Here is a 26,644-nt window from a genome sequence, read left to right as displayed (position 1 = left end):
CCGGGCCGCGCAGCTGCTCGGCCGAGACCGGGCGCAGCACCAGCGCGCCGACCGACGCGACCGGTGCGCCGGCGGTGTCGGCGACGTCGACGGCGACCGCGCCGCCGGCGCCCGGCCGCAGCCGGACCCGCAGCGCGGTGGCACCGGTGGCGTGCAGGGTGACGCCGGTCCAGGCGAACGGCAGCCGCGGGCCGGTCTCGCCGTCGCGGAGGCCGAGGGCGTGCAGGGCGGCGTCGAGCAACGCCGGGTGCAGGCCGAACGCGCCCGCCTGCTGCTCGGGCAGCGCGACTTCGGCGTAGACGTCCTCGCCGAGCCGCCAGGCCGCGCGCAGGCCGCGGAACGCCGGGCCGTAGCCGAACCCGGACGCCGCGAGGTCGTCGTAGAAGCCGGTCACGTCAACGGGTTCCGCACCGGCGGGCGGCCACTCGGCCAGGCCGGCCGGCTCGGCCGCCGACGTCGGCGCGAGGACGCCCGCGGCGTGCGCGGTCCAGTCGTCCCGGCCTTCGGGTCGCGAGTGGACGGTCAGCTCGCGGCGGCCGTCGGCGTCCGGGCCGCCGACCGACACCTGGATCGCGACGGCGTCCTGCTCGCGCAGCACCAGCGGGGCCGACAGGGTCAGTTCCTCGACCACCGGGCAGCCGGCCTGGTCACCGGCCCGGATCGCCAGCTCCACGAAGGCCGTGCCGGGCAGCAGGACGGTGCCGAGGACCGCGTGGTCGGCCAGCCACGGCTGCGCGGACAGCGACAACCGTCCGGTGAGGACGATGCCGTCGCCGCCGGCGAGCGGCAGGGTCGCGGCCAGCAGCGGGTGGGCGGCGTCGGTGAGCCCTGCCGCGGCGACGTCCCCGGCGGGCGCCGAGACCTCGGGCCAGTACCGCCGGCGCTGGAAGGCGTACGTCGGCAGGGGGACGCGGCGGGCACCGGTGAACGCGGCCGAGAGGTCGACCGGGACGCCGCGGACCCACAGCCCGGCGACCGCGGCGGCGAACGTGCGTTCCTCGGGACGGTCGCGGCGCAGCAGCGGCACGGCCACGACGTCCTCGCCGAGGCAGTCGGCGGCCATCGCGCTGAGCACCGCGTCCGGCCCGGCTTCGAGGAACGTCCGGACGCCGAGCCCGGCCAGGGTGGCGACGGCGTCGGCGAACCGCACCGACGCCCGCACCTGGCGCACCCAGTAGTCCGGTGTGGACAGTTCGGGGCCGGCGAGCGCACCGGTCACCGTGGACACCACGGCCCGCTGCGCCGGGTGGTAGGTGAGCCGCCGGGCGACCGCGGCGAAGTCGTCGAGCATCGCGTCCATCCGCGGCGAGTGGAACGCGTGACTCACCTTGAGCCGCTTCGTCCGCACGCCGGCCGCGGCGAACCCGGCGGCCAGCTCCAGCACGACGTCCTCGTCGCCGGAGACGACGACCGAGCCGGGCCCGTTGACGGCCGCGATGCCTGCCCGGCCGCCGGTCTTGGCCACTTCGGCGGCCACGGCCTCTTCGCCCGCCCGCAGCGAAACCATCGCCCCACCCTCGGGCAGGGCCTCCATCAGCCGGCCGCGGGCGGCGACCAGCTCGGCGGCGTCGGCCAGGGACAGCACACCGGCGACGTGCGCGGCGACCAGCTCGCCGATCGAGTGGCCGGCCAGGTGGTCCGGCCGCACGCCCCAGCTCTCGGCCAGCCGGTACAGGGCGAGCTCCACGGCGAACAACGCCGTCTGGGTGTAGGCGGTCCGGTCCAGCAACGCGGCTTCGGGCGTCCCCGGCTCGGCGAACACCAGGTCACGCAGGGAGTGCTCCAGGTGCGGGTCGAGGTGCGCGCACGCCTCGTCGAACGCGTCGGCGTAGGCGCCGAACCGCGCGTAGAGCTCGCGGCCCATCCCGGCGCGCTGGGCGCCCTGCCCGGTGAACAGCACGGCCAGCGGGCCGGTCGCCGCCTCGCCCGAGATGACGCCGGGAGCGGGCGTGCCGCCGGCGAGGGCGGTCAGGCCCGTCCGGAAGTCCTCGGCCGTGGTGCCGAGCACGACGGCCCGGTGGTCCAGCGCGGCCCGGCCGGTGGCCAGGGAGAAGCCGACGTCGGCCGGGTGGCCGTCCACTTCGGACAGCCGGGCGGCCTGGGCGCGCAGCGCGGCCACCGACCGGCCGGACAGCGGCCACGGCACCAGGTTCGTGTCCTCCGGCGCGGCCGGCACCGGCGCGGGCCCGGCCTGCTCGATGATCGTGTGGGCGTTGGTGCCGGAGATGCCGAAGGAGGAGATCCCGGCGCGGCGCGGCCGGTCGGCCGGCCACGCGCGCGCCTCGGTCAGCAGCTCGACCGCACCCGCCGACCAGTCCACATGGGACGTCGGCGCGTCGACGTGCAGCGACTGCGGCAGCAGCTCGTGCCGCATGGCCATGACCATCTTGATGATCCCGGCGACCCCGGCGGCGGCCTGCGTGTGGCCGATGTTCGACTTCACCGACCCGAGCCACAACGGCGTCTCACGGTCCTGCCCGTAGGTGGCCAGCACCGCCTGCGCCTCGATCGGATCACCCAGCGTCGTGCCGGTCCCGTGCGCCTCGACGACGTCCACATCGGACGGTTGCAGACCCGCGCTCGCCAGTGCCGCCCGGATCACGCGCTGCTGCGACGGGCCGTTCGGCGCGGTCAAGCCGTTCGACGCGCCGTCGGAGTTGACCGCCGAACCGCGGACGAGCGCCAGGACCTCGTGGCCGTTGCGCCGGGCGTCCGACAGCCGTTCCAGCAGGAGCAGGCCGGCGCCTTCGGCCCAGCCGGTGCCGTCGGCGGCCTCGGCGAACGGTTTGCAGCGGCCGTCGGGGGCGAGCCCGCGCTGCCGGCTGAACTCGACGAACGCGCCCGGGGTCGACATCACCGTGACGCCGCCGGCGACGGCCATCGCGGACTCGCCCTGCCGCAGCGACTGGCAGGCCAGGTGCAGCGCGACCAGCGACGACGAACACGCGGTGTCGACCGCGACCGACGGCCCTTCGAGGCCGAAGGTGTAGGAGACGCGCCCGGCGATGACGCTCGTGGTGTTGCCGGTCAGCAGGTGCCCTTCGACGCCGGAGGACGCGCCGAGCATCGTGACGTAGTCCTGGCCGTTGGTGCCGGCGAACACGCCGGTTCTGGTGCCGCGCAGGGAATGCGGGTCGATGCCGGCCCGCTCGAACAGCTCCCACGACGTCTCCAGCAGCAGCCGCTGCTGCGGGTCCATGGCGAGCGCCTCACGCGGCGAGATCCCGAAGAACCCGGCGTCGAACTCGCCGACGCCGTCGAGAAAGCCGCCCTCGCGGGCGTAGCTGCGGCCACTCTTGCCCGGGTCGGGGTCGTAGAGCGCGCCGACGTCCCAGCCGCGGTCGCCGGGGAACGCGGAAATGCCGTCGCCGCCCGCGCTGATCAGGCGCCAGAGGTCTTCCGGGGAACGCACCCCGCCCGGGTAGCGGCAGCTCATCGCGACGATGGCGATCGGGTCGTCGCCGGTCACGGCCACCGCGGGCAGGCCCGGCTCCGGTGCGTCGGCGCCGAAGACCTCGCCGAGCAGGCGGTCGGTCAGGTCGGCCGGGGTCGGGTGGTCGAACACGAGTGTCGAGGGCAGGGCGAGGCCGGTTTCGGCGGCCAGCGCGTTGCGCAGCTCGACCGCGGTGAGCGAGTCGAAGCCCAGGTCCTTGAAGGGCCGCACCGGTTCGATCGCCTCGGCGCCCTCGTGTCCGAGGACTGCCGCGGCGCGGGCGCGCACGACGTCCAGGAGCACGCGACGGCGTTCGGGCGCGGGCAGCGCGGCCAGCCGGGTGGTCAGCGCGGCCGAACCGCGGCCGGTGGTGTCCTCGCCGGCGTCGAACTCGGGCAGTTCGGCCATGAGCGGCCGGGACCGCGCGGCCGCGTACGACGGCGCGAACCGGGCCCAGTCGACGTCGGCGACGACGACCGTGGTCTCCCCCAGCTCGACGGCCTGCAGCAGGGCGCGCAGGCCCAGGCCGGGGTCCAGTGGGCGGAGGCCGCGACGGCGGAGCAGTTCTTCGCCCTCTTCGGAGGCGCCCATTCCGGCGCCGGCCCACGGGCCCCAGGCGACCGACGTCGCGGCGAGCCCGGCGGCGCGACGGCGTTCGGCGAGGGCGTCCAGGTGGGCGTTGGCCGCCGCGTAGGCGCCCTGGTGCCCGCTGCCCCACACCCCGGCGATCGAGGAGAAGAGCACGAAGGCTTCGAGGTCGTCGCCGAGCAGTTCGTCGAGGTGGGTCGCACCGTCCACTTTGGCGCTGACCACCTCCGCGAAGTCCGTTGTGGACGACTCGGCGATCGGGGTGAACCGGCCGTAGCCCGCGGCGTGGAAGACCGCTCCGATCGACCGTCCGTCGAGGACTGCCGCCAAGGCCGCGCGGTCGGAGACGTCGCAGGCGACGATTTCGGGCTCGGCGCCGAGGGCACGCAGCTGCGTCGCGAGGTCGTCCGCGCCCGGGGTGTCCGGCCCGCGCCGGCTGAGCAGCAGCAGGTGCCGGACGCCGCGGGCGGCCAGGGTCCGGGCCAGCGCGCTGCCGAGCGCCCCGGTGCCGCCGGTGATCAGGACGGGCCGTTCGGGCCGCCAGGTGCCGGGTTCGGCGCCCGCCGGGGCGCGGACCAGCCGGGGCACGAACGCGCCGGACGTCCGCAGCGCGACCTGGTCTTCGCCCGGGCCGGCGGCGAGGAGGGCGGCGAGCCGGTCGTGGCCGCGGTCGTCCAGGGTGGCCGGGAGGTCGAGCAGCCCGATCTCGCGGCCGGTGAGTTCGAGGGCGGCGACCCGGCCGAGGCCCCAGACCTGCGCCTTCTCCGGATCCGGGGCGGCGTCGGACCGCCCGGTGCGCACGGCTCCGGTGGTGACGCACCAGAGCGGGCCGGGCAGGTCGGCCTGCAGCACGGTGAGGGCTTCGGCCAGGTTCGCCGGGAAGGCGAGCGCACCCGCGACGTCCGTCACGTCACCCAGGCGGCTGACGGGCACGGTGCGGACGTCCGCACCCCGCTCGGCCAGGCTTTTCGCGATGCCCGCGGGCTCGGTGCCGATGAGCAGCCAGGTGCCGGACAGCCGTCCGGCGGGGATCGGGTGCGGCCGCCAGGCGACGCGGTAGCGCCACGATTCGAGGGTGCTCGCCTCGCGGTGACGCGCGCGCCAGGCCTGCAGCGCGGGCTGGATCGCGCCGGCGAGGTCTTCGTCGACGGCGAGGTCCCGGGCCAGGTCGCCGTGTTCGACGGCGGCCCAGAACGCGGCGTCGGCGGTGTCGGCGGCGGGCTGCGGGCGGGCGGGTTCGAGCCAGTACCGCTGGTGCTCGAAGGGGTAGGTCGGCAGGGCGACGGCCCGGCCGGCGGATCCGGCGTAGAGGCTCTCCCAGTCCAGGCTGACGCCGTTGACGTGCAGGCGGGCCAACGCGGTGAAGAGGGTGCGTGCTTCGTCGCGGTCGCGGCGGAGGGCGGGGATCGCGGTCCCGGGGACCATCGAGCTCAGGACGCCGTCCGGACCGAGCTCCAAGAAGAGCTTGGTACCCGCCGCTTCCAGGGTCGAGATGCCGTCGGCGAACCGGACGGCTTCCCGCACGTGCCGCACCCAGTAGTCCGCGGTGAACGGCTCGGCGAGAGCACCGCTCACATTCGAGAGCACCGGTATCTCCGCCGGGCGGTACTCCAAGGTTTCCGCCACCGCCCGGAACTCCGCCAGCATCGGGTCCATCAACGGCGAGTGGAACGCGTGACTCACGGCGAGCCGCTTGGTCTTCGGAAACTGCGCCGCAATGGCCAGCACCGCGGCCTCGTCGCCCGAAATCACCACCGACTCCGGACCATTCACCGCCGCGATGGAAACACCCTCGGTCAACGTGATGGCCGACTCGGGAGCGGCAATCGACACCATCGCCCCACCCGCGGGCAACGCCTGCATCAGCGACGCCCGCGCCGACACCAACCGGCAAGCGTCCTCAAGGGACAGCACCCCGGCCACGTGCGCCGCCGAGATTTCGCCGATCGAATGTCCGGCCACGAAGTCCGGCCGCACACCAAGGGACTCGACCAGCCGGAACAGCGCCACCTCCATCGCGAACAACGCGGGCTGGGTGAACTCCGTCCGATCCAACCGCTCGGCATCCTCGAACGCCTCGCGCAGCTCCGGGCCGAAGTGCGCGAGCACCGCGTCGAAAGCCTCGGCGTAGACCGGGAACCGTTCGTAGAGACCGCGGCCCATTCCGGCCCGCTGGGCGCCCTGGCCGGTGAACAGCACCGCCAGCAGGGCGTCGCGGTCGGCGGTGCCGGTGACCACGGCGGCATCGGTGCCGCCGTCGGCGAGGACGTCCAGCGCCCGGTCGAGCTCGTCGCCCGACGCGACGAGGACCGCGCGGTGGTCGTGCATGGCGCGCGTGAAAGCCAAGGAGTACGCGAGGTCCTGCGGGGCCAGGCCCGTGCCCCGGAGCCGGTCGGCCTGGGCACGCAACGCCGTCGCACTGCGGGCCGACAGCGGAACGAGCGGCGGCGTCGCGTCCGGTCCGGCGGGCTGCACGACGGTGGCCTCGGCCTCCTCCAGGACGACGTGGGCGTTGGTGCCGCTCACCCCGAAGGCCGAGACGGCGGCCCGGCGCGGACCGTCGGAAACCCAGGCGCGTTCCTCGGTGAGCAGTTCGACGGCCCCGGCCGACCAGTCCACTTGGGACGACGGCGAGTCGACGTGCAGCGTCCGCGGGAGGACGCCGTGCTGCATGGCGAGGACCATCTTGAGCACGCCGGCCACGCCGGACGCCGACTGGGTGTGCCCGATGTTGGACTTCAGCGAACCGAGCCACAGTGGCCGGTCGCGGTCCTGGCCGTAGGTCGCCAGCAGGGCCTGCGCCTCGATCGGATCACCGAGCCGGGTGCCGGTGCCGTGCGCCTCGACGACGTCGACGTCCGAAGTGGACAGACCCGCACTGGCGAGGGCGGCCCGGATCACCCGCTGCTGGGAAGGGCCGTTCGGGGCGCTCAAGCCGTTCGAGGCGCCGTCCTGGTTCACGGCCGAACCGCGGACGACGGCGAGCACCGTGTGGCCGTGGCGCCGGGCGTCCGACAGGCGCTCCAGCAGCACCAGGCCGACGCCCTCGCTCCAGCCGGTGCCGTCGGCGGCGTCGGCGAAGGACTTGCAACGGCCGTCCGCGGCGAGCCCGCGCTGGCGGCTGAACTCGACGAACGCCGCCGGGTGCGCCATCACGGTGACGCCGCCGGCCAGCGCCATCGAGCACTCGCCCTGCCGCAGCGACTGGCACGCCAGGTGCAGCGCCACCAGCGACGACGAACACGCCGTGTCGACGGTGACGGCCGGGCCCTCCAGGCCGAAGGTGTAGGACAGCCGGCCGGAGACGACCGCCGGGGCGCTGCCGGTCAGCAGGTAGCCTTCCGAGCCACCGGATTCGTCGCGCGCGCCGACGCCGTAGCCGGAGGAGGTCGCGCCGACGAACACGCCGGTTGCGCTGCCGCGCAACGCATCCGGGTCGGTGCCCGCCCGTTCGAACACCTCCCACGACGTCTCCAGCAGCACCCGCTGCTGCGGGTCCATGGCGAGTGCCTCGCGCGGCGAGATGCCGAAGAAGCCCGCGTCGAACTCCGCGGCCGTGGTCATGAACCCGCCCTCGCGGGTGTAGCTGGTGCCGAGGTTCGCCGGGTCCGGGTCGTACAGGGCGGCCAGGTCCCAGCCGCGGTCGGCGGGGAACGGGCCGACGCCGTCGGCGCCGCCGGCCAGCAGCCGCCACAGGTCCTCGGGCGAGCGCACGTCCCCCGGGTAGCGGCAGCCCATGGCCACGATGGCGATCGGCTCGTCGGACGCGGCGGCCGTGACCGGGCCCGCGGTGGCGGCCGCGCCCCCGAAGACCTCGCCCAGCAGGTGCTCGGCCAGCGCCCGCGGGTGCGGGTGGTCGAAGACGACGGTCGACGGGAGCCGGACGCCGGTCGCGGCCGTCAGCCGGTTGCGCAGCTCGACGGCGGTCAGCGAGTCGAAGCCGAGTTCGCGGAAGGCCCGGTCCGCCGGGACGGCTGTGCCGGAGTCGTGCCCCAGGACGGCGGCGGCCTGCGCGCGCACGAGGTCGAGAACGTGGTGGGCGGCCTCGCGCGGGCTGAGCTCGCGGACGGTCTCGGCGAGCCCGGTGCCGACCTCGGTGACGACTTCCCCGGCCGTCACTTCCGGCAGATCTTCGATCAGCGGACGCCGCCGGGCGGCGGTGAACCCGGCGGCGAAGCGCGCCCAGTCCATGTCGGCGACGGCCACGAAGGTCTCGTCGGCGTCGAGCGCGTGCTGCAGCGCGGCGATCGCGAGTCCGGGGTCCATCTCGCGCAGGCCACGGCGGCGCAGGTGGTCCTTCGCTTCGGCGCTGCCCGCCATGCCGTCGCCCGCCCAGGAGCCCCACGCGACGGCCGTCGCCTTCCGGCCGGCGGCGCGGCGGCGCGCGGCGAGCGCGTCGAGGTGGGCGTTCGCGGCGGCGTAAGCGCCCTGCCCGGCGCTGCCCCAGACGCCGGCGTTGGAGGAGAAGAGGACGAACGCGTCGAGGTCGTCGCCGAGCAGTTCGTCGAGGTGATCCGCACCGGCGGCTTTGGCGGCCAGGATCTCGGCGAACTCGGCGACGCCGGTGTCGGCGATGGTCTGCGCTTGCGGCAGGCCGGCGGTGTGCACGACCGCGCGCACGTCGCCGGCTCCGTCGACGAGGGCGGCCACGGCGGCGCGGTCGGCGAGGTCGCAGGCGGCGAAGGTGACCCTGGTGCCGAGTTCCGCTTCGAGTTCGGCGGCACCGGGGGCCTCGGCCCCGCGGCGGCTGACGAGGACGAGGTGCTCGGCGCCGGACCGGGCGAGCCACCGGGCGACGTGCCTGCCGAGCGCGCCGGTGCCACCGGTGACGAGCACGGTGCCCCGCGGACGCCACGTGCCGGCGGGTTCGACGGCCGGAGCATGCGCGAGGCGGCGGGCAAAGAGGCCCGACGCGCGGAGGGCGACCTGGTCTTCGTGGTCGAGCCCGGCCAGCACGGCGGTCAGGCGGCGGGCAGCGCGCCGGTCGAGACCGGCGGGGAGGTCGACGAGGCCGCCCCAGCGTTCGGGGTGTTCGAGGCCGACGACCCGGCCCAGCGCCCAGACCTGAGCGGGATCGGCGGCGGGCGCGGGGTCGCCGGGCAGCGCGGCGACGGCGTTGCGGGTGAGCAGCCAGAGGGGCGCGGTGGTGCCGGCGAGTGCCTGGGTGAGCAGGAGGGTGCCGGTGGCGTCCGGCAGCAGGGAGATGACGCCGGCAGCCTCGGCGAGTTCGGCAGCACCGCTCGGCCACTCGAGCACGACCGGCTCGGCACCGGCCGCCGCGAGGCAGTTCGTCAGTTCCGCCGCGTCCGTTCCGGGCGGGGTGACCACCACCCAGCGGCCGGACAGCTTCCCCGCTTCCGGCTCGGTCAGGGCCTTCCACTCGACGCGGTACCGCCAGGAGTCCACAACGGACTTCTCCTGCCGGAGCCGCCGCCAGTGGGCGAGCGCGGGCAGGAGCTCGGCGAACGACGTCTCGGCGGGAACACCGATCAGCTCGGCCAGCGCCCCGAGATCTCCGCCGTCGACCGCGGCCCAGAACCGGGCGTCCGCCGGCTCGCCGGCGGCAGGCCGGTTCGGCGCGTCCAGCCAGTAGCGCTTGCGCTGGAAGGCGTAGGTGGGCAGGTCGACGATCCGGCCGTCCGGGAAGGCGGGCGTCCAATCCACCGTGACGCCGTTCACGTGTGCCTCGGCGAGCGCCGTGTGGAACCGGGCCAAGCCGCCGTCGTCCCGGCGCAACGAGCCGAGCGCGACGACGTCGTCCCCGATCGCCATGGTCAGCACCGGGTGCGGCGACGCTTCGACGAACGCCCCGAAGCCCTCGCTCTTCAGCCGTTCGACGGCGATGTCCAGCCGGACGGTGTTGCGCAGGTTCGAATACCAGTACTCCGCGTCCAACGCGGCCCCGTCGAGCCACTCGCCGGTGACCGTGGAGAAGAACGCCGTGTCCCCGCTCCTCGGCGCGATCGGGGCCAGCACCTCGAGAAGCTCGTCGCGCAGCCGCTCCACCTGCCCCGAATGCGACGCGTAGTCCACCGGCACCCGCTTGGCGCGCACGCCCTCGGCCGCACACCGGGCCATCAGCTCGTCGAGCGCCTCCGGCGCACCGGACACCACCACCGCGGACGGGCCGTTCACCGCCGCGATCGACAGTCCGTTCGACGGCCAAGCTTCGACCTCGGCCGGCGACGCCGCCACCGACACCATGGCGCCCCGGCCGGCCAGCGCCAGGATCGCCTTGCTGCGCAGGGCCACCACCCGAGCACCGTCCGAAAGCGACAGAGCGCCGGACACTACGGCCGCCGCGATCTCCCCTTGGGAATGTCCCACCACGGCATCGGGAACCACCCCGAAGGACCGCCACAACCCGGCCAGCGACACCATCACCGCGAACAACGCGGGCTGCACGACGTCGACCCGGTCGAGCGCGGCAGCGTCCGCCAGCACGTCACGCAATGACCAGTCCACAAAGGACGACAGGGCGGCCGCGCACTCGTCGAGGCGCGCCGCGAAGACCGGCGACGCCGAAGCCAGTTCCAGCGCCATCCCCGCCCACTGCGAACCCTGCCCCGGGAACACCAGGGCCACCTTGCCGCGGACCGCCGCCTCCCCGGTCACCACCGCGGGGCTCGGCGAGCCGGCGGCCAGCGCGGCGAGCCCGCCTTCGCCGGTCACCACCGCGCGGTGGCCGAGCAGCGCCCGCGACTTGACCAGCGAGAACCCGACGTCGGCCGGGTCTCCCCGGTGGGAAAGCAACTCCGCGGCTTGGGCCCGCAACGCCTCCGGCGACCCCGCCGACAGCACCCACGGCACCGGCCCCGGCGCCGCTCGCGACGGCACCGGCGGCTCCTCCGGCGCCTGCTCCAGGATCACGTGCGCGTTCGTCCCGCTGACGCCGAACGACGAGACGCCGATCCGCCGCGGCTGTCCGGTTTCCGGCCACGGCGTCGCCTCGGTGAGCAGCCGGACCGCGCCCGCGCTCCAGTCCACTTGGGACGACGGGGCGTCGATGTGCAGCGACTGCGGCAGCAGGCCCCGGCGCATGGCCTGGACGGACTTGATGATCCCGGCCACGCCCGCGGCGGCCTGCGTGTGGCCGAGGTTGGACTTGACCGAGCCGAGCCACAACGGCGTCGAGCGGCTCTGGCCGTAGGTCGAGAGCAGGGCCTGGGCCTCGATCGGGTCGCCGAGCCGGGTTCCGGTGCCGTGCGCCTCCACCGCGTCGACGTCCGAAGCGGACAGCCGGGCGCGGTCGAGGGCCGCGCGGATGACCCGCTGCTGGGCCGGCCCGTTCGGCGCGGTCAGGCCGCTGCTCGCGCCGTCCTGGTTGACCGCCGAGCCGCGGACGACGGCGAGCACCGGGTGCCCGTGGCGGCGTGCGTCGGAAAGGCGTTCGACGAGCAGCATGCCCGCGCCCTCGCCCCAGCCGGTGCCGTCGGCGGCGTCGGCGAAGGGCTTGCAGCGGCCGTCGGCGGCCAGGCCGCGCTGACGGCTGAACGCGGTGAACGTGCCCGGCGTGGCCATCACCGTGACGCCGCCGGCCAGCGCGAGGGAGCAGTCGCCGAGCCGGACGGCCTGGCAGGCCAGGTGCAGCGCCACGAGCGACGACGAACAGGCCGTGTCGATGGTGACCGCGGGGCCTTCCAGGCCGAGGGTGTAGGCGATCCGGCCGGAGGCGACGCTGCCCGCGCTGCCGTTGCCGAGGAACGCTTCGAACTCCGCGTAGACGTCGGGGGCCAGCAGCAGCCGGGCCGCGTAGTCGGAGTACATCACCCCGGCGTAGACGCCGACCTTCTCGCCGCGCACGGACGTCGGATCGATCCCCGCCCGCTCCAGCACCTCCCACGACGTCTCCAGCAGCAGCCGCTGCTGCGGGTCCATCGCGAGCGCCTCACGCGGGGAAATGCCGAAGAACCCGGCGTCGAAGTCGGCGGCGTCGTGCAGGAACGCGCCTTCGCGGGTGTAGCTGGTGCCCGCGCTGCCGGGGTCGGCGTCGTAGAGGGCGTCGAGGTCCCAGCCGCGGTCGGCGGGGAACGCGCCGACCGCGTCCTCGCCCGCGGCCAGCAGCTCCCACAACTGTTCCGGGGTGCGGACACCGCCGGGGAACCGGCAGCTCATGCCGACGATGGCGACCGGCTCCTGGGCGCGGTCCTCGTTCTCCTGCAGCCGCCGCCGGGCTTCGCGGAGGTCGGCTGTGGCCCGCTTGAGGTAGTCCAGGAGCTTCTGTTCGTTCGACATTCAGGACATCCCCAGTTCGTCGTCGAGGAGGTCGAAGAGCTCCTCGGCGGTGGCGTCGGCCAGTTCCGTGCCGGGCTCGTCCCGGCGGTCGTCGGTCGCGGTCCACCGGGCCAGCAGCCCGCGCAGGCGTTCGGTGACGAGGTCGCGTTCGCCGGCGCCGGGCTCGGCCGTGGCGAGCACGGCGGCCAGGCGGTCCAGTTCCGCGTGCACGGGCGGGACCTTCGCCCCGGCCGCGGGCAGCTCGGCGCAGAGGTGCTTGGTGAGCGCGTCCGGGTTCGGGTAGTCGAAGATCAGCGTGGCCGGCAGCCGCAGCCCGGTCGCCGCGGTGAGGCGGTTGCGCAGCTCCAGCGCGGTGAGCGAGTCGAAACCGAGGTCGAGGAACCCTCGCCCGGCTTCCACGGCGTGGCTTGACGCGTAGCCGAGCACGGCCGCCACCTGGGCGCGCACGACCTCGTCGACGACGCGGAGCTGCTCGGCCTCCGGCAGGCCGGCGAGCCGGTCGGCCAGCCCGGGCCCGGCCGGGACGCCGTCGCGCACGGCCCGCCGCGCCGGGGTCCGGACGAGCCCGCGCAGCAGCGCCGGGACCTCGGGCCGGGCGCGCCACGCGGCGAGGTCCAACGCGACCGGCATCAGCAGCGGCTCGCCGGTGCCCAGGGCGAGGTCGAACAGCCGCAGCGCGCGGCCGGTGGGCAGGGCGCGCACGCCCGACCGGCCGAGCCGCGACACGTCGTCGTCGCCGAGGTGCGCGGTCAGGCCGCTGCGCGTCTCCCACAGCCCCCAGGCGAGCGAGGTCGCGGCCAGCCCGCGGCCGCGGCGGTGCTGGGCGAGAGCGTCGAGGTAGGCGTTGGCCGCGGAGTATCCCGCCTGACCCGCGCCGCCCATCGTCGTGGCGAAGGAGGAGAACAGGACGAACGCGTCGAGGTCGAGGTGCTCGGTCAGTTCGTGCAGGTGCCGGGCGGCGACGGCCTTGGGCCGCAGGACCGTGTCGAGCCGCTCCGGGGTCAGGGCTTCGACGACGCCGTCGTCGAGCGCGCCCGCCGCGTGCACGACCGCCGTCAGGGGGTGCTCGGCAGGGATCTGTGCCAGGGCGTTCTCGAGCGCGGCCCGGTCGGCGACGTCGCAGGCGAGCACGGTCACCGACGCGCCCGCGGCGGTCAGCTCGGCGGTGTCGGGGGCGCTGCGGCTGAGCAGCAGGAGGTGCCGGACGCCGTGGACGGTCACCAGGTGCCGGGCGAGCAGGCCGCCGAGGACACCGCTCGCGCCGGTGATCAGGACGGTCCCGTCCGGGTTCCAGGTGTGCTCCCGCTGCGGCGCGCCCGCCCGTGCCAGCCGGGGGACGTGGAGCTCGCCGCCGCGCACCGCCAGCTGCGGCTCGCCGGCCGCGGCGGCCACCCCGGCCCAGGTGGCGAGGTTCTCGGTCGTGTCGACGTCCAGGAGGACGAACCGATCCGGGTGCTCCGACTGCGCCGAGCGCACGAGACCCCAGACCGCCGCCGCGGCGGGGTCGGCGGGCGCGTCTCCCACGGCCGATTCGGTGACCAGGACCAGCCGCCCGTCCCCGGTCAGGAAGTCCTGCACGGTCTTGAGCACTTCGGCCGTCACGTCGCCGCGGCACACCGTGTAGGCCACCGGGCCGGCTTCGCCCAGGGGAACGGCGGGCGCGGCCGGCTCGGCGTCCAGGCGCTGCCAGGCGAGGGTGAACAGCGCGTCGGCGCCGTGGTCCGCGGCCGCCGCCAGCTGCCCGGCCGAAATCGGCCGCATGACCAGGGAGCCGGCCTCGGCGACCGGCGCACCGGTCTCGTCGGCGACGGCGACCGAGACGCCGTCCGCGCCGAGGGCCCCGAGCCGGACGCGCAAGGTGGTCGCACCGGTCGCGTACAGCCGGACGCCGGTCCACGCGAACGGCAGCCGGGCCCCGGCCTGGGCGCTGGTCAGGCCGATCGGGTGCAGGGCCGCGTCGAGCAGCGCCGGGTGCAGCCCGTAGCGGGCCGCGCCGGCGCGCAGGTCGTCGGGCAGCGTGACCTCGGCGTAGAGGTCGTCGCCGTGACGCCAGGCCGCGCGCAGGCCCTGGAACGCCGGGCCGTAGCGGTAGCCGTGGCCCGCGAGGGTGTCGTAGTGGCCGTCGACCGGCAGCGGTTCCGCGCCCGGTGGCGGCCACGCCGTGAGGGCCGTGCCCGGCTCGGCGCCCGGCACCAGGGAGCCTTCGGCGTGCTGGGTCCAGTCGCCGTCGTCGGTGAGTCGAGAGTGGACGGTCAGCGTGCGACGGCCGTGTTCGTCGGCGGCTTCGACCCGGACCTGGACGGCGACACCGCCGCGTTCGGGCAGGACCAAGGGTGCCTGCAGCGTGAGCTCTTCAACGGTCGCGCAGCCGACCTGGTCGCCCGCCTGCACGGCCAGCTCGACGAACGCCGTCCCCGGCAGCAGGACGGTGTCGCCGACCGCGTGATCGGCCAGCCACGGGTGAGTACGCAGGGAAAGCCGTCCGGTGAGCAGGGTGACGCCGGTGCCCGCGACGGTCACCGCGGCGCCGAGCAGCGGGTGCCCGGCGTCCATGAGGCCGAGCCCGCCGGCGTCGCCCGCAGGAGCGGCGGTCCACTGTGGCCAGTACCGCTCCTGCTGGAAGGGGTAGGTGGGGACGTCGGTGAGCCGGGCGCCGGGGAAGGCCGGGGTCCAGTCGACGGCCACGCCGCTCACGTGCGCCTCGGCCAGGGCGGTGTAGAAGCGCGCGAGCCCGCCGTCGTCGCGGCGGAGCGAACCCAGCGCGACGACGTCGTCGCCGATCGCCATGGTGAGGACCGGATGCGGCGAGGCTTCGACGAACGCGCCGAACCCCTCGCTCTTGAGCTGTTCGACCGCGATGTCGAGACGCACGGTGCTGCGCAGGTTCCGGTACCAGTACTCCGCGTCCAGCGCCGGCCCGTCGAGCCACTCGCCGGTCACCGTCGAGAAGAACGCCGTCCCCGCTTCGCGCGGCGCGATCGGGGCCAGCACGTCGAGGAGCTCGTCGTGCAACTGCTCGACCTGCGCCGAGTGGGAGGCGTAGTCGACCGGTACCCGCTTCGCGCGGATACCGTCGGCCTCGCAGGATGTGATCAGCTCGGCGAGGGCGCCGGGCGCACCGGACACCACCACCGCGGCCGGACCGTTGACCGCCGCGATCGACAAATCGTCCGTGAGCCGCTTCTCGACGTCGTCCAGTGGCGCGGCGACCGAGACCATCCCGCCGAGGCCGGCGAGGGCGAGAATCGCCCTGCTGCGCAGGGTCACCACCCGAGCACCGTCCTCAAGGGACAACGCGCCCGACACCACGGCCGCCGCGATCTCGCCCTGGGAGTGCCCGACCACCGCGTCCGGCACCACGCCGAACGAGCGCCACAGCTCCGCCAGCGACACCATCACCGCGAACAGCGAAGGCTGCACCACGTCGACCCGGCTGAGCGCTTCCGCGTCGGCCAGCACCGCACGCAGTTTCCAGTCCACGAAGGATTCGACGGCCGACGCGCACTCGTCGAGACGCGCCGCGAACACCGGCGACGACTCCGCCAGTTCGAGAGCCATGCCCGCCCACTGCGAACCCTGGCCCGGGAAGACCAGCGCCACCTTGCCGGGCGTACCGGCGAGCCCGGTGACCACGCCGGCCGCGGGCCTGCCCTCGGCAACGGCGGTCAGCCCGTCGGCGCCGAGCACCACCGCGCGGTACAGGAACCGGGACCGGGCCGTCGCCAGCGAGAAACCGATGTCCGCGGGGTGGCCGTCGACCTCGGCGAGAGCGGCGGCTTGGTCGCGCAAGGCGGCTTCGGTCCGTCCGGTCAGCACCCAGGGGACGGGCCCGGAGACCGGCTCGCGCTGTTCGACCACCGGGTCGGGCGCCTGCTCGAGGATCGTGTGCGCGTTGGTGCCCGAGATGCCGAACGACGACACTCCCGCCCGCCGGGGCCGGTCGGCAGTCCACGTCCGGGACTCGGTGAGCAGTTCCACCGCCCCGGTCTCCCAGTCCACATGGGACGAAGGCGCGTCGACGTGCAGCGTCGGCGGCAGGACACCGTGCCGCATCGCCATGACCATCTTGATGATGCCGGCGACACCGGCCGCGGCCTGGGTGTGCCCGAGGTTCGACTTCACCGACCCCAGCCACAACGGCTCGTCGCGCTCCTGACCGTAGGTCGCGAGCAACGCTTGGGCCTCGATGGGGTCACCCAGCGTCGTTCCGGTGCCGTGGGCTTCCACAGCGTCTACTTCGGACGGGGAGAGTCCGGCGTCCGCGAGAGCCGCCCGGATCACGCGTTGCTGCGACGGGCCGTTCGGGGCGGTCAGCCCGTTCGACGCGCCGTCGGAGTTCACCGCCGAGCCGCGGACGACGGCGAGGACGCGGCGGCCCTCGCGCAGCGCGTCGGACAGCGGCTGGACCAGCAGCATGCCCGCGCCTTCGGAGAACCCGGCGCCGTCGGCCGCCTCGGCGAACGCCTTGCAGCGGCCGTCCGCGGCGAGGCCGCGCTGGAGGCTGAAGTCGACGAACATGCCGGGCGTCGCCATCACGGTCGCGCCCCCGGCCAGCGCCATCGAGCACTCGCCGCGCCGCAGCGCCTGCACCGCCAGGTGCAGCGCGACCAGCGACGACGAACACGCCGTGTCCACCGTCAGCGACGGGCCTTCGAGGCCGAACACGTACGACAGCCGCCCGGAGACGACGCTGGCGGCGTTGCCGACCCCGGCGTGGCCTTCCAGGGACTCGGTCGAGCGTTCCAGCAGCGCCGGGTAGTCCTGGCCGTTGGTGCCGGCGAACACGCCGATCCGCTTGCCCCGCACCGAAAGCGGGTCGAGCCCGGCGCGTTCGAAGGCTTCCCACGACGTCTGGAGCAGCAGGCGCTGCTGCGGGTCCATGGCCAGCGCCTCCCGCGGCGAGATGCCGAAGAAGCCGGGGTCGAAGCGGGTGGTGTCGGCGAGGAAGCCGCCCTCGCGGGCGTAGCTCTTGCCGGTGACCCCGGGTTCGGGGTCGTAGATCTCTTCGAGGTCCCAGCCGCGGTCGGCGGGGAACGGCGTGATGCCGTCGCCGCCCGCCGCGACCAGCCGCCAGAGGTCCTCGGGCGAGCGGACCCCGCCGGGGAACCGGCAGCCGATGCCGACGATGGCGATCGGCTCGTCCGCGCGCGCGGCGGCCGGGCGTTCCGCGGCGATTTCGCTGCCGGTGCCGAGCAGTTCGCCGAGGAACCCGGCGAGCACGGTGACCGTCGGGTGGTCGAACACCAGCGTCGCGGGCAGCCGCAGGCCGGTCGCGGTGGCCAGGCGGGTGCGCAGCTCGACCGCCGTCAGCGAGTCGAAGCCGAGTTCGGAGAAGGCACGTCCGACGTCGACCGCGGCCGGGGAGGCGTGGCCGAGCACGGCCGCGGCCTGCGCGCGGACCAGGTCGGTCAGCACGCGGTGGGCCTCCGGCGCGCTCAGCCCGGCGAGCTGGGCCGCGAAGCCGGAAGGCGCCGGTGCGGCCTCTTCGGCTTCGGGGATCTCGGCGAGCAACGGCCGGGGACGCGCGGCGGTGAAGGCCGGCGCGAAGCGCGTCCAGTCGACGTCGGCGACGAGCACGGTGGTGTCGTCGTGGTCCAGCGCCCGGCCGAGCGCGGTGAGCGCCAGCTCGGGGTCGAGCGGCGGGACCCCCTCGGCCGTCAACCGGGCGCGATCGACACCTTCGTCGGCGTCCCAGACGCCCCAGGCGATCGAGGTGGCGGTCTCGCCGCGGGCCCGGCGGCGCTCGGCGAGCGCGTCGAGGTGGGCGTTGGCCGCCGCGTAGGCGCCGTGCGCGCCGCTGCCGACCACCGCGGCGATGGAGGAGAACAGCACGAAGGCGTCGAGACCGTCCGGCAGCAGCGCGTCGAGGTGCTCGGCGGCGTCCGCCTTCACGCGGCACGCCCGCTCCAGCAGGTCCGGGCCGGTCTCGGCTAGCGGCGCCAGGTCCGTGACGGCGGCGGTGTGGAACACCGACCGCACCGGCCCGTGGGCGTCGAGCACCGCGGCGAGCTGGTCGCGGTCGGCGACGTCGCAAGGTGCCTCGATCACGCCGTGTTCGCGCAGGCCGGCCGCGCCGGGGAAGGCCGCGGCGGCGAGCACGATCCGGGTGGCGCCCCGGGTGAGCAGCCAGCGGGCGAGCCGGACGGCCGCGTGGCCGTCGGCGTCGGTGACGAGCACCGTGCCCTCGGGCCGCCAGCGGCGGGCGGCCGCTCCCCGGCCGGCGTGGACCAGCCGCCGGGTGAAGACGCCGGACGCGCGCAGGGCCACCTGGTCTTCGCCGGTGGTCCCGGCCAGCACGGCGGCCAGCCGGTGGCCCGCCGGTTCGTCGAGGGACGGCGGCAGGTCGACCAGGCCGCCCCAGCGGGCAGCGTGTTCGAGCCCGGCGACGCGGCCGAGTCCCCAGACGCGGGCCTGCGCGGGGTCGGGCGCACGGTCGTCGCGGCCGGTGGCCACGGCCCCTTCGGTGAGCAGCCAGAGCGGGGCGTCGACGCGGGTCAGCTCGAGCGCGGCCGCGGCGTCCGGCCGGACGGCCACGACTCCGGCCAGGTTGTGGTCGTCCTCGGCGATCTCGGCGCCGTGGGCGGACAGGATTTCCCGGACGTCGTCGCCGTCCCCGACGACTCGCCAGCGGCCGGACAGCCGGGCGGCGGGAGTGGCGACGGGCCGCCACGCGATCCGGTAGCGCCAGGAGTCCGTGGTGGTCTCGTCGCGGCGGCGGCCGCGCCACTTCGCCAGCGCCGGCAGGACGGCGTCGAGCGGGGCGTCCGGATTGAGGTCGAGGGCGCCCGCGAACGCCGGGACGTCCTGGTCGGCGACGACGTCCCAAAAGCTCTGGTCGGCCTGGACGGGCTCGGCTTCCGGGACGTCGAGCCAGTACCGCTCGCGCTGGAAGGCGTAGGTGGGCAGGTCGGCGGGGCGGGCGCCGGCGAAGGCCGGGGTCCAGTCCACCGGGACCCCGTTGACGTGCGCTTCGGCGAGGGCGGTGTGGAAGCGGGTGAGGCCGCCGTCGTCCCGGCGTAGGCTCCCCAGTGCGACGACGTCGTCGCCGATCGCCATGGTCAGCACCGGGTGCGGGGACGCTTCGACGAACGCGCCGAACCCCTCGCCCTTCAGCCGTTCGATCGCGGTGTCCAGGCGGACGGTGCTGCGCAGGTTGGTGTACCAGTACTCGGCGTCCAAAGTGGACCCGTCGATCCACTCGCCGGTGACCGTGGAGACGAACGCCGTCTCCCCCGGCCGTGGCGTGATCGGCGCCAGCGCCTCGAGCAGCTCGGCACGGAGTTGCTCGACCTGCGGTGAGTGCGACGCGTAGTCCACCGGGACGCGCTTGACCCGGATGCCGTCCGCGCGGCAGGCTGCCATGAACTCGTCCAGGGCGTCCGGTGCACCGGAAACCACCACGGCAGCCGGCCCGTTTACGGCGGCGAGCGAGAGGCCTTCGGTCAACCGCGCCTCGACGCTCTCCCGGGAGGCGGCCACCGACACCATCCCGCCGCCACCGGCCAAGGCCAGGAGGGCTCTGCTGCGGAGGGCCACGACCCGGGCGCCGTCTTCCAGGGAGAGCGCCCCCGAGACCACGGCGGCGGCGATCTCGCCCTGGGAGTGCCCGACCACCGCGTCCGGCACCACGCCGAACGACCGCCACAGCTCGGCGAGGGCGACCATGACCGCGAACAACGCGGGCTGGACCACGTCGACCCGGCTCAACGCCTCGGCGTCGGCGAGCACTTCGCGCAGCTTCCAGTCCACAAAGGACCGCAATGCCGTGCCGCATTCGTCGAGACGGGAAGCGAACACCGGCGACGACTGCGCGAGCTCCAGGGCCATCCCCGGCCACTGCGCACCCTGCCCCGGGAAGACGAGCGCCACCTTGCCCGGCGCGGCCGCCTCTCCGGTGACGACGTGGGGAGCGGGAACCCCCTCGGCGAGCGCTGCGAGCCCCCCGAGGAGGTCCTCGCCGACCACCACCGCGCGGTGCCGGAACAGCGACCGCGCCGACACGAGCGCCGCGCCGACTGATGCGGCCGGGAGCTCCGCTCGGCCGAGCAAGGCGGCAGCCTGGGCTCGCAGTGCCTCGGCCGTGCGGCCGGACAGCACCCACGGGGCGGAACCGTCCGCAAGCGGCTCGGGCGCGGGCTCGGGAGCGTGCTCCAGGACCGCGTGCGCGTTGGTGCCGCTGACCCCGAACGACGACACCGCGGCCCGCCGCGGCCGGTCGCCTGCCGGCCACTCGCGAGCCTCGGTCAGCAGCTCGACCGCCCCGGCCGACCAGTCCACATGGGACGAAGGGGCGTCGACGTGCAGCGTCCGCGGCAGCACGCCGTGCCGCATCGCCATCACCATCTTGATCACGCCGCCGACACCGGCCGCCGCCTGGGTGTGGCCGATGTTCGACTTCAGCGAGCCCAGCCACAGCGGCGTTTCCCGCTCTTGGCCGTAGGTGGCGAGCAACGCCTGCGCCTCGATCGGGTCGCCGAGGGTCGTGCCGGTGCCGTGCGCCTCGACGGCGTCCACTTCGGACGCCGAGAGGCCCGCGTTGGCCAGCGCCTGGCGGATCACCCGCTGCTGGGCCGGGCCGTTGGGCGCGGTGAGACCGTTGGACGCGCCGTCTTGGTTGACCGCCGTCCCACGGACGACCGCGAGCACCGGGTGGCCATTGCGGCGGGCGTCGGACAGCCGTTCCACCAGCAGGAGCCCGGCGCCCTCGCCCCAGCCCGTGCCGTCGGCCGCGTCGGCGAACGACTTGCACCGGCCGTCGGCCGCGAGCCCGCGCTGGCGGCTGAACTCGACGAACAGCGCCGGCGTCGACAGGACCGTGACCCCGCCGGCCAGCGCCAGGTCGCACTCGCCCTGCCGCAGCGACTGGCACGCCAGGTGCAACGCCACCAGCGACGACGAACACGCCGTGTCCACGGTGATCGCCGGGCCTTCGAGGCCGAAGGCGTAGGCGATCCGGCCGGAGGCGACACTGCCGGCACTGCCGTTGCCGAGGTAGCCTTCGTAGCCGTCGAGTCCACTTCGGACGTTCTGCAGCCGGGTCGCGTAGTCCTGGTACATCACGCCGGCGAAGACTCCGGTCCGGCTGCCGCGCACCGCGTCCGGCACGATCCCGGCGCGCTCGAACGCCTCCCAGGCGACTTCCAGCAGCAGCCGCTGCTGCGGGTCGGTCGCGGTCGCCTCGCGCGGCGACATGCCGAAGAACTCGGCGTCGAAGTCGGCGGCGTCGTAGAGGAATCCGCCTTCGCGGACATACGACGTCCCGCTGTGGGCGGGGTCGTCGTCGAAGAGGCTATCGGGCCAGCCGCGGTCGGCGGGGAACGCCGAGACGGCGTCGCGGCCCTCGGCGACCAGCTGCCAGAGGTCGTCCGGGGAGGCGATCCCGCCCGGGTAGCGGCAGCTCATCGCGACGATCGCGATGGCGTCGCCGTCGTCGGCGGTGCGCGCGACGACGGTCCGTCCGGTCCGTCCGGCGAGGTGGGCGGCGAGCACCGCCGGGGTCGGGTGGTCGAACACCAGCGTCGCGGGCAGCCGCAGGCCGGTGGCCGCGGCGAGCCGGTTGCGCAGGTCCACTGCGGTCAGCGAGTCGAACCCGAGGTCCTTGAAGGCGCGGCCGGGATCGATCGCCCGCGCCGAGGCGTGCCCGAGCACGGCGGCGACGTGCGTCCGGACCAAGTCGAGCAAGGCCTCTTCGGAGAGCTCGCCGACGTGGCCGCCGGCTGCGGCGACGCGCCGCGCGGACGGCGGGAACAGCCCGCGGAACAGCGGCGAGACGGTGCCGTCGGCGGCCTGGCGGCGCAACGCGGCGGCGTCGAGCGCGATCGGGACGAGCGCGGCCGGCCCCGCGGCCAGGGCCCGGTCGAACAGCGCGAGGCCCTGCGCGGAGTCCAGGGGACGCACACCGGAGCGGCCGAGCCGGTCCCGCGCGCGGTCGTCGAGGTGCCCGGTCATCCCGCTGGCCTCGGCCCACAGGCCCCAGGCGAGCGACACGGCGGGCCGCCCGGCGGCGCGCCGACGCTGGGCGAGGGCGTCGAGGTAGGCGTTGGCGGCGGCGTAGTTGCCCTGGCCGCTGCCGCCGGTCGTCCCGGCGGCGGCGGAGAACAGCACGAACGCGGCGAGGCCGGTGGTCAGTTCGTCGAGGTTGCGGGCGGCGTCGGCCTTCGGGCGCAGGACCGCGTCGAGCCGCTCCGGGGTGAGGGCTTCTACGACGCCGTCGTCGAGCACCCCCGCGGCGTGCACGACGGCGGTGATCCGGTGCGCGGCCAGCACCTCGGCGAGCTGGTCGCGGTCTGCCGCGTCACAGGCGGCGAAGACGGCTTCCGGCAGTTCGGCGGCGAGTTCGGCAGCGCCGGGCGCGTCCGCGCCGCGGCGGCTGAGCAGCACCAGCCGCCGGACGCCGTGCTGCCGCGCGAGGTGCCGGGCGACGAGCCCGCCGAGCACCCCCGAGGCGCCGGTGATCAGGACGGCGCCGTCGCCCCAGTCCGGCGTTTCTCCGGTGGCGGTGACGCGGGCGAGGCGGGGCACGAAGGACCGTCCATTGCGGACGGCCAGCTGCGGCTCGGCCGGGACGACCGGGTGGTCCGGGTCGTCGGTGTCCAGCAGCGCGAACCGCCCGGGGTGTTCCGACTGGGCCGACCGCACCAGGCCCCACGCGGCGGCGAGGTCCGGGTCCGGCGCCTCGCCGTCGTGCACGGCGACCGCGCCGCTGGTGACGAAGACGAGCACCTCGGGCCGCTCGGCGGCGAGCCAGTCCTGCACGAGCCCGAGCACGCGGTGGATCGGCGCGCCGTCGACCGGTTCGAAGACGGCGCCGGTCTCGGTTGCGGCGGCCGGGATTTCGGTCCAGTCCACTCGGTACAGATCGTCCGCGCGGTCCAGCCCGCCGGCGGGCAGCGGCCGGAGGACGAGGGAGTCCGCCGTCGCGACCGGGGCGCCCAACGGGTCGGCGACCTCGACCGTCACCTCGTCCGCGCCGCGGCGGGTGAGCCGGACGCGCAGCGCGGACGCGCCGATGGCGTGCAGCGTCACCCCCGTCCAGGCAAACGGCAGCCGCGCCTGTCCGTCCTCTGAGGACATCGCCAGCGCGAGCGGGTGCAGGGCCGCGTCGAGCAGGGCCGGGTGCAGGCCGAACCGGGCCGCGTCCGCCGCCTCCGGCAGTTCGACCTCGGCGAAGATCTCCTCGCCGCGGCGCCACGCCGAACGCAGCCCCCGGAACGCGGGGCCGTAGCCGTAGCCGGCCGCCGCGCGGAGGCCGTCGTAGAACCCGTCGAGTTCGATCCTGGCCGCGCCCTCGGGCGGCCAGGGGTCCAAAGTGAACCCGGCGCCGGGGCTGCCGGGGGCGAGCACGCCGGTGGCGTGCCGGGTCCAGGCGTCGTCCTCGTCCCGTCGCGAATGGACTTCGACGGTCCGGCGGCCGGTTTCGTCGGCCGCACCCACCCAGACCTGCAGCGCGCGGGCGCCGGCGGCGGGCAGCGTGAGCGGGGTTTCGAGGGTGAGTTCCTCGACCGTGCCGCACCCGGCGCGGTCGCCCGCCTGGACGGCGAGTTCGACGAACGCGGTGCCGGGTACCAGGATCGTGTCGTGCACGGCGTGGTCGGCGAGCCACGGCTGCGCCTGCGGCGAGACGCGGCCGGTGAGGACCAGGCCGTCGCCCGCGGCCAGTGCCACGGCCGCGCCGAGCAGCGGGTGCCCGGTGGCGCTCAGGCCGAGCGCGCCCGCGTCGCCCGGGTCCGCGACGGCCGCGGGCCAGAACCGTTCCCGCTGGAAGGCGTAGGTGGGCAGGTCGGTCGTGCGAGCGCTGGGGAAGGCCGGGGTCCAGTCGACGGCGACCCCGCGCACGTGCGCCTCGGCCAGCGCGGCGTGGAACCGGGTGAGGCCGCCGTCGTCCCGCCGCAAGGAACCCAGCGAGATGACGTCGTCGCCGATCGCCATGGTCAGCACCGGGTGCGGGGACGCCTCGATGAACGTCCCGAAGCCTTCGCTCTTCAGCCGCTCGATCACCGTGTCCAGGCGGACGGTCCGGCGCAGGTTGGTGTACCAGTATCCGGCGTCCACCCGTTCGTTCCACTCGCCGGTCACCGTCGAGAGGAAGGCCGTGTGGCCCTGCTGCGGGTGCACCGGTGCCAGTACGTCGAGCAGTTCGTCGCGCAGCTGCTCGACCTGCGCCGAGTGAGAGGCGTAGTCCACCGGCACCCGCTTCGCGCGGATCCCGTCGGCCTCGCAGGATGCGATCAGCTCGTCGAGGGCGTCCGGCGCACCGGACACCACCACGGCGGCCGGGCCGTTCACCGCGGCGATCGACAGCCCATCCGTCAACCGCGCTTCGACGATCTCGCGGGGAGCGGCGACCGAGACCATTCCACCGTGTCCGGCCAGCGCCAGGATCGCCTTGCTGCGGAGCGCGACGACGCGGGCACCGTCCTCAAGCGACAGTGCACCCGAGACGACCGCGGCCGCGATCTCGCCCTGCGAGTGCCCGACGACCGCGTCCGGGATCACGCCGTACGAGCGCCACAACTCCGCCAGCGAAACCATCACGGCGAACAACGCGGGCTGGACCACGTCGACCCGGCTCAGCGCCGCCGCGTCGGCCAGCACCTCAGGGAGTTTCCAGTCCACAAAGGACTCCAGCGCCGCACCGCACTCTTCGAGGCGGCCCGCGAACACCGGGGATGACTCCGCGAGTTCGAGAGCCATTCCGGCCCACTGCGAACCCTGCCCCGGGAAGACCAGCGCGACCTTGCCCGGCGCGCCGGCTTCCCCGGTGATGACGTTCGCCGCCGGAGTGCCCTCGGCGAGCGCCGTGAGGCCGCCGGCGAGATCGCCGACCACGACCGCGCGGTGCGGAAACGCCGTCCGGGTGGTGACCAGCGACAACCCGATGTCCGCGGCCGGCGCTTCCCACCCGGCCAGGGCGGCGGCCTGCGCTTTGAGGGCCTCCGGGGTCCGCGCGGACAGCACCCACGGCACCGGCCCGTCGGCCGGCGAAGGCGCCGGTTCCTCGGCGTCCGGAGCGGCTTCGAGGATCGCGTGGGCGTTGGTGCCGCTCATGCCGAACGCCGACACGCCCGCGCGGCGCGGCTCGCCGGTTTCCGGCCACGGCCGGGCCTCGGTGAGCAGCCGGACGCCGCCGGACGCCCAGTCGACGTGCGACGTCGGCGCGTCGACGTGCAGCGTCTGCGGCAGGACGCCGTGCCGCATGGCCATCACCATCTTGATCACCCCGGCGACGCCCGCGGCGCCCTGGGTGTGCCCGACGTTCGACTTGAGCGACCCGAGCAGCAGCGGGTCGTCGGCGGTGCGGGCGCGGCCGTAGGTGACCAGCAGGGCCTGGGCCTCGATCGGGTCGCCGAGCGTGGTGCCGGTGCCGTGCGCCTCGACCGCGTCGACCTGCTTCGCCGACAGCCGGGCACTGGCCAGTGCCTCGGTGATCACGCGTTCCTGGGCGGGGCCGTTGGGTGCGGTCAGGCCGTTGGACGCGCCGTCGGAGTTGATCGCCGAGCCGCGGACGACGGCGAGCACGGGGTGGCCGTGGCGCTGGGCGTCGGAGAGGCGTTCCAGCACCAGCATGCCGGCGCCCTCACCCCAGCCGGTGCCGTCGGCGGCGTCGGCGAAGGACTTGCAGCGGCCGTCGGGGGCCAGGCCGCGCTGGCGGCTGAACGCGACGAACGCGGCCGGGGTGGACAGCACGGTCACGCCGCCGGCGAGGGCGAGCGAGCACTCGCGGCGCCGCAGCGCGTGGCACGCCCAGTGCAGCGCGACGAGCGAGGACGAGCAGGCGGTGTCGACCGTGACGGCCGAGCCGCCGAGGCCGAGGAAGTACGCCAGCCGGCCCGAAACGACGGCGGTCGCGGTGCCGGTGAGCAGGTGCCCCTCGAGGTTGTCCCCGGCGCCGCGCATCAGGTTCGCGTAGTCCTGGCCGGTGTTGCCGACGAAGACGCCGGTCTGCGAGCCGTCCAGCGAGGCCGGGTCGATGCGCGCGCGTTCGATGGCCTCCCAGGTCGTCTCCAGCAGCAGCCGCTGCTGGGCGTCCATGGCGAGCGCCTCGCGCGGGGAGATGCCGAAGAACCCGGCGTCGAAGTCGGCGACGTCGTGGAGGAAGCCGCCGGAGGCGGTGTGGGAGGTGCCGGGCCGGTCGGGATCGGGGTCGCGCAGCGCGTCGAGGTCCCAGCCGCGGTTCCCGGGGAACCCGGTGATGGCGTCACGGCCCGCGGCGACCAGGTCCCACAGCTGTTCCGGGCTGTGGACACCCCCGGGCAGCCGGCACCCCATGCCGACGATCGCGATCGGCTCCTGGTCGGCTTCTTCGACCGCCTGCAGCCGCCGGCGCGTCTGGTGCAGATTGGTCGTGACCCACCTGAGGTGCTCGCGCAGCGTCTCCTCGTCGGCCAT

At 75.1% G+C, this 26,644-nt stretch carries 2 protein-coding genes (1 of these 2 only partly in view); both read right to left on the bottom strand.

Annotated features, from left to right (window positions below; all coding sequences use genetic code 11):
- Positions 1-12,256: the 5' portion of a type I polyketide synthase gene (locus AB0M93_RS32325; RefSeq protein WP_364280403.1), read on the bottom strand. The gene continues 2,801 nt to the left of window position 1, outside the view; 12,256 of the gene's 15,057 nt are visible here — the first part of the coding sequence; the start codon lies at positions 12,254-12,256; its stop codon lies off the left edge, out of view.
- Positions 12,257-26,644 carry an SDR family NAD(P)-dependent oxidoreductase gene (locus AB0M93_RS32320; protein WP_364280400.1) on the bottom strand — a complete coding sequence of 4,796 codons (14,388 nt, stop codon included), beginning with the start codon at positions 26,642-26,644 and terminating at the stop codon, positions 12,257-12,259.

It is taken from the genome of Amycolatopsis sp. NPDC051102 (genome assembly GCF_040682815.1).
Lineage (GTDB): Bacteria > Actinomycetota > Actinomycetes > Mycobacteriales > Pseudonocardiaceae > Amycolatopsis.
Note: the sequence above shows the minus strand (reverse complement) of the source record. Positions and strands in the feature narration are given on the sequence as shown.

Bases quoted from the DNA above. Each gene is read 5' to 3' on its own strand.
- AB0M93_RS32320 (WP_364280400.1), bottom strand. From the start codon at position 26,644: ATGGCCGACGAGGAGACGCTGCGCGAGCACCTCAGGTGGGTCACGACC.